Origin of the sequence: Synechococcus sp. RedBA-s (assembly GCF_024345495.1) — a bacterium.
Classification (GTDB): Bacteria; Cyanobacteriota; Cyanobacteriia; order PCC-6307; family Cyanobiaceae; genus Regnicoccus_A.
Genome location: NZ_JAGQBF010000049.1, coordinates 1 through 12,718, shown reverse-complemented (window position 1 = coordinate 12,718; position 12,718 = coordinate 1). Strand labels below are relative to the sequence as shown.

Below are 12,718 nucleotides of genomic sequence, written 5' to 3'. Positions count from 1 at the left end.
CCCCTCGCCCACGCCCCCCATCCTCTTGCCTCGCCCCACGTCCCCTGGTCTGAGCGGGCCACTCCCCCGCCGCGTCCGACTGAAGAGGGCCCTGCCGGCCCTGGCCACGGTGCTGCTCACCTCCTGCCTGCAGGCCCTAGGGACGCTCCCGGCCCTGGCCGCCAGCCAGCGCGTGGGGGTCTGGCTCACCAACAGCCCCAGTCCCCTCTACTACGACGCCAACCTGATCGAGAAGGCGGTAGGCGAACTCGATGCCGCCGGCTTCAACACCCTCTATCCCAACGTCTGGAGCCGGGGCTACACCTTCCATCGCAGCCGCTACGCGCCGATGGAGCCAAAGCTGCAGCAGGTGAACCCCTCCCTCGACCCCATCTGCCGCCTCACCAAGGCCGGCCAGCGGCGCGGCATGAAGGTGATCCCCTGGTTCGAGTACGGCCTGATGGAGCCGGCCGATGCCGAGGTGGTACGCCGCCATCCCGAATGGGTGCTCAAACGCAGCGACGGCTCGACCCTCTATGCCATGCATGGGGCCAACCTCAAGACCTCACCGCTCAAGGACCTACGGGTATGGCTGAACCCGTCCCACCCCGGGGTGCGTGAGCGGGTGATCGGCCTGATCGCTGAGATCGTGCAGCGCTGCGGCGTGGACGGGATCCAGCTCGATGACCACTTCGCCTGGCCCGTGGAGCTGGGCTACGACGCCTACACCCGTGCCCTGTTCCGCCAGGAGAAGGGCCGCGAACCCCCCAGCGACTACAACAACCGCGAATGGATGACCTGGCGGCGCCAGAAGCTCACCGGACTGCTGCGGGAGCTGCGAGCCACGATGCAGAAGGAACGCAGCGGCGCGGTGATCAGCCACTCCCCCGGGCCGTTCCGTTTCGCCTACAACCACTGGCTGCAGGACTGGGAGATCTGGGCCCTGGGCCAGCTGGTGGATGAGCTGGTGGTGCAGAACTACGCCTATTCCGTGGCCGGATTCACCAAGGACCTCGACCAGTCCGCCCTGGTGAAGGCCAGGCGCTGGGGCATGCCTGTGCAGATCGGTGTGCTGGCGGGCTTCGGTAGTCGCACCACCTCTTCCCCGGTGCTGGAGAAGAAGGTGGAGCAGGTGGCCAAGCGCGGTCTGGGAGTGATTTATTTCTATTGGGAGGGGCTCTGGGGCACCTACGCAGGCCCCGAGGGAGCAGGGGCTCGCCGCACCTCCTTCAAGCGACTGCACGGGGCCCTCTACCCGGATCCCTACCCCCGCAGCTCCCGCCCCAGGCTCTGACCCAGCACCTCCCGGGTGTTGGCCGAGAGCCCGGCGCCCGCCAGCTGCTCCATCGCCTCCCGCATCCGCTCACCCCGCTCGGGGGCATAGCTCTGCCAGCGGCTGAACACCTTGGCCAGGCGTGAGGCGGTGATCGGGTTGCGCTGATCGAGCTGGGCGATCTGCTCGGCCAGGAAGCGGTAGCCGCGGCCATCGGCGGCATGGAACACCGGAGTGTTGGCCACCAGGCCCCCCAGCACAGCCCGCACCGAGTTGGGGGCTGCCGGGTCGTAGCGGGGATGGGCCAGCAGGGCCTCCACCCGCTGCAGCCCATCGGCGAAGGGGGCGGAGGCCTCCAGGCTGAACCAGGCATCGAGAATCACCGGCTTCTGCTGCCAGCGTCCGTAGAACGCCGCCATCGCCCGTTCCCGCTCGTGGCTCGCCAGGGGCTGCAGGGCGCGCAGTCCGGCCCGCGCCAGGGTCATGGAGGGACCCTCCACGGCGTCGGCGGCGGCGGCCATCACCGTCCCGTCGCCTGCAGCCGCCCGCCAGGCCCAGACCAGTCCTGTGAGCAGTCGGTCGCCCACTCCCTCAGGCCAGGGCAGTCCCCACTGGGGCCGGCAACGCTCGAGGCAATCCGCCAGGGGTACGGCCAGGGCCTGGCCGAAACGGGTCTGCAGCGTCCTGATCGCCCCATAGAGCGCCGGTGGATCAGGCTGTTCGCTGGCCGCTTCCAGTTCGGCCAGCCCCGGCATCGAGAGCAGGGCGCAGCGGTTGCCGTCGCTGAGGGTGCCCTCCACCAGGATCCGCTCGAAGGCGGCCACCAGCCCGTCTTCGAGGGCCTCATCGGGGCCTCCCGCTGCCCGCTGCAGCAACACCTGGCGCAACAGTTCCTGGCCGGCATCCCAGCGGGCCAGCGGCTCGCCATCGCTGCTGAGTAGATGCAGCAACTCCGTGATCGGGCGCTGGAACTCCAGCTGCACCGGAGCGGAGAAGCGACGCAGCAATGACAGGGCCGGCGGGTGGCTGTGGGGCTCAAAGCCCTCGAAAACCACGGTCTGCTCGGCCTGATTGATCACCAGCAGCCGCGTCAGCGGCCCCCAGGCGTGCCCCAGGCTGGCGGCCTCGGCGCTGGCTGTGGTTTCGCCGGAGCGTTGCAGCAGCAGGGGCTCTCCGGCCTGATCCACCGCCCCAAGGGCCAGGGGGATCACCAGCGGCAGCTTCTCGGTCTGCCCCGGGGTGGGCGGGGTGTGCTGGCGGATGGTCAGGGACAGGCGGCCCTGATCCTCATCCCAGTGGCGCTCCAGTTCCAGCCGCGGCGTGCCCGCCTGGTGGTACCAGCGGCGGAACTGCTCGAAGCTGAACGCGCTCAACTCACGCGTGCCGGCAACACCCGCCGAGGCGGCGGCATCCTGCATGGCCGCAACGAAGTCGTCGCAGGTGGCGGCCGTGCCGTCGTGGCGCTGCACGTAGGTGGCCATGCCACGCATGAAGGTGTCCGGCCCCAGCAAAGTGTGCAGCATGCGGATCACCTCCGCACCCTTTTCGTAGATGGTGGTGGTGTAGAAGTTGTCGATCGCCTGGTAATGATCCGGCTGCACGGGGTGAGCGGTGGGACCGGCATCTTCGCGGAATTGAGTGTTGCGCAGCATCGCCACATCTTCGATTCGCTTCAGTGCCGGCGCATGCAGATCAGCCGTGAAACTCTGATCCCTGAAGACGGTGAGTCCCTCCTTGAGGGAGAGCTGGAACCAGTCGCGGCAGGTGATGCGGTTGCCCGTCCAGTTATGAAAATACTCATGGGCGATCACGCTCTCGATCCGCTCCAGTTCGCCATCGGTGGCCGTTTCGGCATCGGCGAGCACCAGCTTGGAGTTGAAGATATTGAGACTCTTGTTCTCCATCGCGCCCATGTTGAAATGACGCACGGCCACGATGTTGTACTCATCGAGGTCGTACTCCAGCCCGTAGACCCGCTCATCCCAGGCCATCGAGCGCTGCAGCGAGCGCATGGCATGGGCCGTGTAGGGCGCATCGCCGGGCTCCACATGCAGCCGCAGCTGCACCGTGCGGCCACTGGCGGTGGTGAAGCTGTCGCGCACCTCCTCCAGCACCCCCGCCACCAGGGCGAACAGATAGGAGGGCTTGGGGAAGGGATCATCCCAAACTACGTAGTGGCGCTCCGCCTCGCCGGCCCCTGCCGGCAGGGGACCCTGCTCGATGCAGTTGCCGTTGGAGAGCAGCACGGGGAAGGCCACGCGCTCGGCCTCGATGCGCACCCGGAACAGGCTGAGCACATCGGGGCGATCGGGATGGAGGGTGATGCGACGGAACCCCTCCGCTTCGCACTGGGTGGTCACCATGCCGCCGCTGGCATAGAGCCCCTCCAGGCTGGTGTTGGCGCGGGGCTGCAGGCGCACTGCGCTGGTGAGGCGAAACGGCTGCGAGGGAGTGTCCGTGAGGATGTAGGCGTCGCCATCGCGCCCGATCTGATCAAGCGCCAGCGGCCGGCCATCGAGGCTGAGGGAGAGCAGCTCCAGACCCTCGCCGCGCAGCAGCAGCGGCTCGCTGCCGCCGGCCCCTGCTCCAAGGGGCACCAGATGCAGGGTCGACTCCACCAGGGCCTCCTCGCCGAGAAGGCGCACCGTCAGGTCGGTGCGCTCAAGCCGGTAGGGGTAGGGCCGATAGTCGGCCAGCCGCACGACGCTCATCAGGCGAGGGGAAAAGACCCCCTGATCCTGGCGCCCCGCTCACCAGGGCAGTGGCCCCCGGCCCTGGCCGGCGTTGCAGCCCACCTGGGACCCCAGCAGGGCCCCCAGGGGCACGGCCCAGGTGCGTCCGTCATCGCGGGAGGCGGCATAGCCGAGGCCACCACCGATGACCCCGCCCACCAGCCGACCGATCGAGCAGCGCTGCTGCAGGGCCTGGGCTTCCTCCCAGGTGGTGGGCACCGGCTGTCTGTAAGGGGTGCTGCCGTTGGGCAGCTGGCTGGTGTAGTCCCGGCTGTCGTAATCCTGGTAGGGAGCAGGCGGCCAGTTGCGGACCGGAGTCACGGCATAGCCGGGGTTGCGGAAAACCGGGTAACGATCAGTGGGCAGCCGGTATTCCTGGTAGCGCTGAACGCCCTGGTACTCCCGGGTGTACTCCTGGGCGGAGGCGGCTGAGGGCAGCAGGGCGGGCAGCAGCGAGGCGAGGCCGCAGACCCCGGCAGCGAGCAGCAGGGGGAGCCGGCACATGGAGACAGTCATGGTGATCAAGCTGGAGGACAGCCCCGAGGGGATGCCATCAGCAAAGCCACCAGGACCGCCTGAACTGCAACTGGGGGTGGGGCCGACTGTGTCCAGATGCGTCCGCCGCAGGGCCGCAGCGTTCAGCTTTACTTGCCGCCCTGCTGTTTGAGGGCGTCGTTCACTTTCTTGACCACATCGGCGGGCACCTCCTTGGGGCAGAGCTCAACGGCACCGATCACAGCGGAGTTCACCGAACCGCGACGCAATTCTTCAATGGTGAGGGCCTTGGCACCCACCTGTTTGATCTGACCGTCGTGCTGACCCTTGATCAGCTGGGCGATCGTTTCACCGGCGATGTTCGCGGCCTTGTCGAACTCGACCCCGGCGCCCCGGGAGATGCAGACATTGACAGCGGCAATCCTGGTGTAGAGCGACATCTCGCTCTCGCTGGCGGGGGCCGCCTGGGCGGGGGCAACTCCGGCAACGGCGGGAATGATCAGGGCAGCCAGCAACAGGAACCGGCGGAGGCGGTGCGTGAGGCGCAAGGAGAGCGGTTTCATCAGGCCCCATGCTGCTGCACCGCGGCGCGAACTTCAATCCGCAGGCAGGGGAACTCCAGGACCCTCCAGCCTGATCTCATGGTGGGTCTCGCTGATGTCGAGTTCGCCGTCGCGCCAGGAGAAGATCGAGCAGGCCCGGATGCGGTCCTGATCGATCAGGCGGACGTGCTGCTGAATGTCCAAGTTCTGATGCTGCGACTCGAAGATCATCTGGTGCTCATCCACCTGGCGAATCTGGGAGCGCATCGGCTGCTCCACTAGGTACCCCTGGGTGAGTCGCAACTGGTGGCCGCAGAGATAGGCGTCGAGGCTGCCCTCGCTCTGGTACTGGGGTTTGCGCTCATAGAAGCCGTAATCCCGTTCCGGTGTCCAGCTGAAGCGGTAGGCCCCCTCCCCTTCCACCGGCTGCTCGTAGGTTTCGATCCGCAGCAGCAGGTCGAGGCGCAGGGCCTCCTCTTCGCCGCGGAAGAAATAGAGGCGGCGTGATCGCCAGAGGCCGAGGTTGCGCGCAAACCAGCGGCGCAGGTTGCTGTCCAGCTGGATGCGGCTTCCCTGCGGGTCCCGCCGCGACGGCCCGGACAGGTCCAGCGGCACCCGCTCGGTGGATGGAGTCATGGGGAGGGGGATCTGCGGAAGGTCAGACAACAGCCTTGTCATAGCCATCTCCCGGCCCAGCGTTGGCCGCCATAAGGTGAGCACCACGATTTCGCCTGCCATCCCGGTGCCTGAAGCGGGGAAAGCCGACCCCGGCAACAGCAAGGCCACTCCCCCGGCCAGGCGCCGGCCGCTGAAACTGTTGCTGGTGGCAGCCCCGCACCATCTGGCTTCCGCTGATCTGGGCGGGGTGCTGCAGTACCTCGAAACCTGCGACTGCGGTTTCGAGGTGGCCCTGGAGGTGGCCGATCCCGCCCTCCGCCCGGAGTTGCTGGAGCTGCACCGGCTGGTGGCCACCCCGGCCCTTGTGAAACTGGAGCCTCCCCCTCGTCAGGTGCTGGCGGGCAACGCGGTGCTGGATCAGTTGAAGGGCTGGCTGCCCCGCTGGCAGCAGCTGGAGGTGGTCAGCGATCTGGGCATGAGCTTGCGACCCGCCGAGATGGATGGCAGCCGCTCCCAGCGGGAGCTGCAGCTGGAGGATCAGGTGCTGGTGTTGCGGCAGGAGAACGAAACTCTGATCGAGCGCCTGCGGGTGCAGGAGAGGCTGCTGCGCATGGTGGCCCATGAGCTGCGCACACCCCTCACGGCCGCCAAGCTGGCCCTGCAGAGCCTGCAGCTCGGGCACATCAACAACACCCGCTGCCGGGATGTGCTCGACCGCCGCCTCGATGACATCGAGCACCTCTCCAAGGATCTGCTGGAGGTGGGCACCACCCGCTGGGAGGCCCTGTTCAACCCCCAGCGGCTTGACCTGGCGCCGGTGGCCGCCGAGGCCATCCTGGAGCTGGAGAAGCTGTGGGTTGGCCGCAGGCTGCGCCTGATGACCAACATCCCCGCCGACCTGCCAGATGTGTTCGCCGATCAGCGGCGCATGCACCAGGTGCTGCTCAACCTGCTGGAGAACGCGCTGAAGTACACCCCGGACGAAGGCGAGGTGACCCTCTCGCTGCTGCACCGCACCAGCCAATGGGTGCAGGTCAGTGTCTGCGATACCGGGCCGGGGATTCCCCGGGGTGAGCAGGAGCGGATCTTCCTGGAGCGGGTACGGCTTCCCCAGACCTCGGGAACCACTTCAGGCTTCGGGGTGGGACTCTCGGTCTGTCACCGCATCGTTGAAGTCCATGGCGGGCGCATCTGGGTGGCCTCCGAGCCTGGTGAAGGGGCCTGCTTCCACTTCACCGTGCCGGTGTGGTCGGGACAGAACTCCCCCAGCCAGGCCTCTCCTTGACGAAGGGACACTCCGACCCGTAGCGTCCGGTCATCGGAAACGGCGCCTGAAAACGCCCTCGCTCCGTGGCCTCGCCCCCATCGTCTAGAGGCCTAGGACACCTCCCTTTCACGGAGGCGACAGGGGTTCGAATCCCCTTGGGGGTATCACGATAAACAGCCAGAAAGCTTCGCCAGATCAGATCGCGAAGCGATAGATTGTTGGCTGCGAATCAGCACAGATGGCTTGATTCTGCTCGATCACTGAACACTTTTCGCTGAAGCGTGGCGCAGCGACTTCTCTCGAACCTTGCTTCACTCCAACTCCTGAACTGCTCAGGCCTGCCGCGAGCGGCGCAGAGCTTCCTGTTGCACGGCGCGAAGGTTAGCGGCCAGATCTTCGCGCAGGCGCTGCTCAATCAGCCCGATCGGCATGCCCTGGCGGCCCTGGACCGTGAGTTCGTAGAGGAGCCGTGATCCGCTGGGTTCGTCGCTCACCTGCCAGGCGCCCTCAAAACGACGGAAATCGCCCTGGCGCATGGAGAAGCTGAGCAGTCCATCGTCGTGGTGCTCGCGCAGCTCCAGCTCGACGCGGGCACTGAAGCGCAGGCCGCAGAACTGCTGGGAGCCCACCTGCTCCAGCCCCACGGTGTTGCCCCGGCGCCAGAGCAGGCGCGAGGTGGAGAGGTTGGGAATGAAGCGGCTGAGGTTTTCGTAGTCGGTGAGCACCGCCCAGATCTGCTGGGGTGGAAGCTCAAGGCGCAACTGAACCGCCAGACGGCGCGCCCCCTGGGGCAAACGTTCCATGTCCTGCTGGATCGTGTCCAGTGAACAGGTGTCCTGGCTGCTGAGCAGGCTCTGGAAGGAGGGGGTTGTCAGAACCGAAAGTTGCGCCAAGTGAAGGGGAACGTCGGATTCGAAGCAAGCCGGTGCAACCGGACCAGCCAAACCTAACCGCAACAGACGGTTGTCAGTGCGGAAAGGCCCACGGTCAAGGGAGTGCTGACCGTAGGCGATGCCTATGATCGAACCGGTTTTCCGGTGTTTGAGGGTTCATGCGCATCTCGACCGCAGCGCTTCGTCAGTCCGATGCCCGGATGTTCACCCTCGTGGTGCAGGGCCTCAAAGCAGCTGGTATGCGCACGGCCGAGCGTTGCTTCAGCATCCCTCTGCCTCAGATGCAGACCACCCTGCGCATGATCAATCAGCAGGGTGGGCGCCTGCTCTCAGTCACCCCGGCTGATCAGGTCTCAGCCTCCTCCTCCACTCCAGCGCCCGCCCCGACCGCTGCCAACGACGCCCCCGCTCCCGTGACCACCCCCGTCAAGCACGAAGCTCCTCCCGTCAATCTCTACAAGCCGAAGGATCCCTACGTGGGCACCGTGCTCGGAAACTATTCCCTGCTGGCTGAAGGTGCGATCGGCCGGGTCAATCACATCACTTTCGATCTTTCTGAGGGCAACCTTCACTATGTGGAGGGCCAGAGCATCGGCATCATTCCCGATGGCGTCGACAGCAACGGCAAGCCCAACAAGCTGCGTCTTTATTCAATCGCCAGCACCCGCCACGGCGACAACCTCGAAGCGAAGACCGTTTCCCTCTGCGTCCGCCAACTGCAGTACGAAAAGGACGGAGAGACCATCTATGGCGTCTGTTCCAGCTTTCTCTGCGACATCGAACCGGGCGCCAAGGTGAAGATCACCGGCCCGGTGGGCAAGGAAATGCTGCTGCCCCCCGACGAAGACGCCAACGTGATCATGCTGGCCACCGGCACCGGCATTGCGCCGATGCGGGCCTACCTACGTCGCATGTTCGACCACGGCGAGCGGGCCAAGAATCCCGGCTATCAGTTCCGGGGCAAGGCCTGGCTGATCATGGGCGTGCCCACCACCCCGAACCTGCTCTACGAAGAGGATCTTCAGGCCTACCAGGCCGAATTCCCCGACAACTTCCGCTACACCAAGGCGATCAGTCGTGAGCAGCAGAATCCCAGCGGTGGCCGGATGTACATCCAGGACCGTGTGGCCGAGCACGGAGAAGAGATCTTCACCATGATCGAAGATCCCAAGACGCACGTCTACATGTGCGGTCTGCGGGGCATGGAGCCCGGCATCGACGAGGCCATGACCAATGCCGCTGAAGCCAAGGGACTCAACTGGTCGGAACTTCGTCCGCAGCTGAAGAAGGCCGAACGCTGGCACGTGGAAACCTATTGATCTCGCTCCGCTGAGGCCTAACCCCACAGCTGGTAAGGCCCTTTCGATCCAGCTACGGCCCGCCTCCACGGCGGGCTTTTTTTTGCCGAAATCAGCACAGAGGGGAACCGCCCATGCCCGTTGCTGGGTGTTCCCCGCTTTCGTAGGTAGATCCAGTGTCATCAGTTGCACCTCCATGACCGTCACGCTCACCAATCCACTGAGGGTCGGGCTGCGCCAGGAGCGTGTGGTGTCGCCCCAGTGCCTGGTGATTTTCGGAGCCAGCGGCGATCTCACCCACCGCAAGCTGGTGCCGGCCCTGTTCGAGCTGTTCCGCCAGCGGCGGCTTCCCACAGAATTCGCCGTGCTGGGCTGCGCCCGGCGCCCCTGGAGCGACGAAGACTTCCGCGGCCACATGGCCGAAGCCCTCGGCGACCTGGTGAGCGAGCACCGCGGCGCCTGGGACCAATTCGCCGCCGGCCTCTTCTATGAGCCGGTGGATCTGCAGCAGCCCGAGCACCTGGTGCGGCTGGCCCAGCGGCTCGAAGTGATCGACCGCCAACGGGCCACCCGCAGCAACCGCACCTTCTACCTCTCGGTGTCACCGAAGTTCTACGGCAGTGGGTGCAGCGCCCTGGCCGCCGCAGGGCTGCTCAGTGATCCCGAGCGCAGCCGGGTGGTGATCGAGAAGCCCTTCGGCCGCGACTACGGCAGCGCACAGGAGCTCAACCGGATCGTCCAGGCCAGCGCCAAGGAGAGTCAGGTCTTCCGCATCGACCACTACCTGGGCAAGGAAACGGTCCAGAACATCCTTGTGCTGCGCTTCGCCAACACGATCTTCGAGCCCATCTGGAACCGGAACTACATCGCCAGCGTCGAGATCACCGCCGCTGAAACCGTGGGTGTGGAGGAGCGGGCGGGCTACTACGAAAGCTCCGGCGCCCTACGGGACATGGTGCAGAACCACCTGACCCAGATGCTGGCGCTCACCACGATGGAGGCCCCGGGGCGCTTTGACCCGGAGGCCATCCGCAACGAGAAGGCCAAGGTGCTGCAGTCAGCGCGGCTGGCCGATGAGCTCGAGCCCTGGAACTGCTGCGTTCGTGGCCAGTACAGCCCCGGTGGCAACGCGGCCCGCCCCCTGGCTGGCTACCGCCAGGAACCTGGGGTGAATCCGAACAGCACCACGGAAACCTATGTGGCGATGAAGCTGTTCATCGACAACTGGCGCTGGCAGGGGGTGCCCTTCTACCTGCGTACCGGCAAGCGCCTGCCCAAGCGCATGAGTGAGGTGGTGCTGACCTTCCGCGAGGCCCCGGTGCACCTCTTCGACGCCGCCGGTGGCAGCCCCACCGCCAACCAGCTGATCCTGCGCATCCAGCCCGATGAAGGGGCCGGGTTCCGTTTTGAAGTGAAATCTCCCGGTTCGGGCATGCGCAGCCGTCCGGTGGACATGCACTTCTCCTACGACGAATCCTTCGGTGAACCCTCCGACGAGGGCTACGTTCGCCTGCTCGCTGACGCCATGCTGGGGGACCCCACCCTGTTCACCCGTGGCGACGAGGTGGAGGCCGCCTGGCGGATGTACACCCCCCTGCTGGAGCTGATCGAGGACAGCCCCTGGCAACTGCCCGTCCACCCCTACGAAGCCCGCACCTGGGGGCCCGCCGCCTCCGACAGCCTGCTGGGCCGCGATGGCCTGATGTGGCGTCGCCCCTGACGCGAGCAGCACCACAAGCACCCCTCCCCTGACGAACCAAGCCCATGTCCCCCCAGCTGACGCTTCAGGCCCCCGTGGCCCTGCCACCCCCTGAGCTCACCGACTACCTCGATAAGCTCTGGAGCCATGATCTTGAGTCGTCCAGCGGGGCCTCCACCTTCACCCTGCTGGTGTGGCAGCCGGCCTGGGTGGAGCAGCATCTGGTGCGCACCGGCCGCCTGGATGGTCCTGTCACCGGTGTGGTGCGCAAAGAACTGCTGGAGGCCGCGCGCGAGGCGGTGCCTGCCTGCGACCTGCCCCTGAGCATCTCCCCCCTCTCGCCCAAGCTGGCCTGGGCCCTGGGTCAGCAAAGCGGCAACCATCCGATCGAGGATCTGCGCGGCCAGCACATCGACGCGGCGATCAGCGCCTTCCAGCCCAGGCGCTTGATCACTCTGGCGCCCACCCTCAACCACGGTCAGCCCCTGGAAACCCTGGTGGCGGCCTACTGCCCCCTGCCCGGAGAGGGCACGGTCGCCGCCTGTGGTGATGTGGTGGTGCTGCGGGGTGATTTCGGCGCGCTGCAGCAGGGCCTGCAGCTGCTGCAGCCGCTCGTGCCAGATGATCTGCCCTGCTGGGTGTGGTGGAACGGCTCCCTCGATGAGGCGCCCGAGCTGCTGGAGGCCCTCGGTGAACCGGGCCGCCGCCTGGTGATCGACACGGCCATGGGCACCCCGCGCCGTTGCCTCGACCTGCTGGAGAGCCGCGTGGCAAGCGGTGTGCCGGTGAACGACCTGAACTGGCTGAGGCAGCGGGCCTGGCGGGAATCGCTGGCCATGGTCTTCGATCCCCCCAGCCGCCGCGATGCCCTCAACCACGTGGTGCAGCTCGACATCGATGTGGAGGGCACCCATCCGGTGCAGGGGTTGCTGCTGGCTGCCTGGCTGGCGGACCGCCTCGGCTGGCACTGGGTGGAGAGCCATTCGGTGCCAGGGGAGGAGATCCGCGCAGAATTCGAGCGCAGCGATGGTGTCACCGTTCAGTTTCATCTCACCCCCGTGCCGGTGGGTGTGCCCAGCAGCCATCCGGGTAGCCTCGTCGGGCTGCGCCTGATCTGCGAGCCGCCCGGCCGCCAGGCCCTCTGCGTGATCCTCTGCTCGGAATCGGGCGGTTGCATGCGCCTGGAGGCCGGAGGCATGGCCCGCATGGAGCTGGCCGAAGAAGTGGTGCCCATGGGCCATGCCACCGATGAATGGGAGATGGCCCGGCTGCTGGGCGGCGGTCACGATTCCACTAATCCCTTGCTGGCCACCGCCGCGCCCCTGGCTGCCAAACTGCTGCCCAACGCCTGACGGCCTGGGGCCTCGATGCCATGGCCTGCCTGATCGCCGCCCCCTGCAGCGGCAGCGGCAAGACCCTACTCAGCCTCTCCCTCAGCGCCCTGCTGCGCCGCTGCGGAGCCAGCGTTCAGGTCTTCAAGGTGGGTCCGGATTACCTCGACCCGCAGCTGCTGGGGCGGGTGAGCGGCCGTCCCTGCCGCAACCTCGATCGCCTGCTCTGCGGCGAGGAGTGGCTGCGGCGGGCCTTCCACTGGTGGGGCCACCAGGCCGACCACTGCCTGGTGGAGGGGGTGATGGGTCTTTTCGATGGCCGCGGGCCCAGCGCCGACGGCAGTTCCGCCGAGGTGGCCAGCCTGCTGGGGCTGCCGGTGGTGCTGGTGGTGGAAGCCAGCCGGCAGGCGGGCTCCCTGGCCGCCCTGGTGCGGGGCTTCCGCGATCACCAGCCGGGGCTGACGCTGGCCGGAGTGGTGCTCAACGGAGTGAGCACCGAGCGCCACCGGGCCCTGCTGAAAGAGGCCCTCGCCTCGATCGCCATGCCCCTGCTGGGGGCCCTGCCCCGCCACCCCGACCTGAGCCTCCCCT

Annotated in this window: 11 protein-coding genes and 1 tRNA gene; 7 read left to right on the top strand and 5 right to left on the bottom strand. The window is 66.8% G+C overall.

Annotation, left to right across the window (positions count from 1 at the left end):
- The first annotated feature begins 79 nt into the window (after positions 1 to 79).
- Entirely contained in the window at positions 80 to 1,273 is a 1,194-nt protein-coding gene (locus KBY67_RS14000; RefSeq protein WP_399214526.1) for a glycoside hydrolase family 10 protein, read from the top strand.
- Here the strand turns inward: KBY67_RS14000 and pepN are convergent.
- The 4 genes from pepN to KBY67_RS13980 all read right to left on the bottom strand — a co-directional run bounded on the left by pepN (position 1,243) and on the right by KBY67_RS13980 (position 5,657).
- Positions 1,243 to 3,963 carry an aminopeptidase N gene (pepN, locus tag KBY67_RS13995; protein WP_255111693.1) on the bottom strand — a complete coding sequence of 907 codons (2,721 nt, stop codon included), beginning with the start codon at positions 3,961 to 3,963 and terminating at the stop codon, positions 1,243 to 1,245. The genes KBY67_RS14000 and pepN overlap by 31 nt on opposite strands.
- A 39-nt stretch (positions 3,964 to 4,002) precedes the next feature.
- Positions 4,003 to 4,500: a glycine zipper 2TM domain-containing protein gene (locus KBY67_RS13990; protein ID WP_255111692.1), complete on the bottom strand. Its 498-nt coding sequence runs from the start codon at positions 4,498 to 4,500 to the stop codon at positions 4,003 to 4,005.
- A gap of 128 nt (positions 4,501 to 4,628) precedes the next feature.
- Positions 4,629 to 5,042 carry a cAMP phosphodiesterase gene (locus tag KBY67_RS13985; protein ID WP_255111690.1) on the bottom strand — a complete coding sequence of 138 codons (414 nt, stop codon included), beginning with the start codon at positions 5,040 to 5,042 and terminating at the stop codon, positions 4,629 to 4,631.
- 33 nt (positions 5,043 to 5,075) lie between these two features.
- Positions 5,076 to 5,657: a hypothetical protein gene (locus KBY67_RS13980; protein ID WP_255111689.1), complete on the bottom strand. Its 582-nt coding sequence runs from the start codon at positions 5,655 to 5,657 to the stop codon at positions 5,076 to 5,078.
- 76 nt (positions 5,658 to 5,733) lie between these two features.
- Here KBY67_RS13980 and KBY67_RS13975 point away from each other — a divergent pair, with 76 nt between their 5' ends.
- Both KBY67_RS13975 and KBY67_RS13970 read left to right on the top strand, forming a co-directional pair.
- Positions 5,734 to 6,924 (top strand): histidine kinase, encoded by a 1,191-nt coding sequence (locus KBY67_RS13975; RefSeq protein ID WP_399214523.1) that lies wholly within the window; start codon positions 5,734 to 5,736, stop codon positions 6,922 to 6,924.
- Between the two features lie 73 nt (positions 6,925 to 6,997).
- A tRNA-Glu gene (locus tag KBY67_RS13970) sits at positions 6,998 to 7,070 on the top strand.
- Between the two features lie 168 nt (positions 7,071 to 7,238).
- On the opposite strand, the gene KBY67_RS13965 is transcribed toward KBY67_RS13970, so the two are convergent.
- Positions 7,239 to 7,799, bottom strand: coding sequence for an SRPBCC family protein (locus KBY67_RS13965; protein WP_255111688.1), 561 nt, complete (start codon positions 7,797 to 7,799; stop codon positions 7,239 to 7,241).
- A 158-nt stretch (positions 7,800 to 7,957) separates the two neighbouring features.
- On the opposite strand from KBY67_RS13965, the gene KBY67_RS13960 reads away from it, so the two are divergent.
- The 4 genes from KBY67_RS13960 to KBY67_RS13945 form a co-directional block, all read left to right on the top strand.
- Positions 7,958 to 9,118, top strand: coding sequence for a phycobilisome linker polypeptide (locus KBY67_RS13960; protein WP_255111687.1), 1,161 nt, complete (start codon positions 7,958 to 7,960; stop codon positions 9,116 to 9,118).
- Between the two features lie 175 nt (positions 9,119 to 9,293).
- Entirely contained in the window at positions 9,294 to 10,817 is a 1,524-nt protein-coding gene (gene zwf, locus KBY67_RS13955) for a glucose-6-phosphate dehydrogenase (RefSeq protein WP_255111686.1), read from the top strand.
- Positions 10,818 to 10,861: 44 nt separating this feature from the next.
- Entirely contained in the window at positions 10,862 to 12,148 is a 1,287-nt protein-coding gene (locus KBY67_RS13950) for a glucose-6-phosphate dehydrogenase assembly protein OpcA (RefSeq protein ID WP_255111685.1), read from the top strand.
- A gap of 20 nt (positions 12,149 to 12,168) precedes the next feature.
- Positions 12,169 to 12,718 (top strand): AAA family ATPase (locus tag KBY67_RS13945; RefSeq protein ID WP_255111683.1); only part of this gene is annotated, 550 nt, incomplete at its 3' end.

Bases quoted from the DNA above. Each gene is read 5' to 3' on its own strand.
- pepN (WP_255111693.1), bottom strand. From the start codon at position 3,963: ATGAGCGTCGTGCGGCTGGCCGACTATCGGCCCTACCCCTACCGGCTT.
- KBY67_RS13990 (WP_255111692.1), bottom strand. From the start codon at position 4,500: ATGACTGTCTCCATGTGCCGGCTCCCCCTGCTGCTCGCTGCCGGGGTC.
- KBY67_RS13985 (WP_255111690.1), bottom strand. From the start codon at position 5,042: ATGAAACCGCTCTCCTTGCGCCTCACGCACCGCCTCCGCCGGTTCCTG.
- KBY67_RS13980 (WP_255111689.1), bottom strand. From the start codon at position 5,657: ATGACTCCATCCACCGAGCGGGTGCCGCTGGACCTGTCCGGGCCGTCG.
- KBY67_RS13960 (WP_255111687.1), top strand. From the start codon at position 7,958: ATGCGCATCTCGACCGCAGCGCTTCGTCAGTCCGATGCCCGGATGTTC.
- zwf (WP_255111686.1), top strand. From the start codon at position 9,294: ATGACCGTCACGCTCACCAATCCACTGAGGGTCGGGCTGCGCCAGGAG.
- KBY67_RS13950 (WP_255111685.1), top strand. From the start codon at position 10,862: ATGTCCCCCCAGCTGACGCTTCAGGCCCCCGTGGCCCTGCCACCCCCT.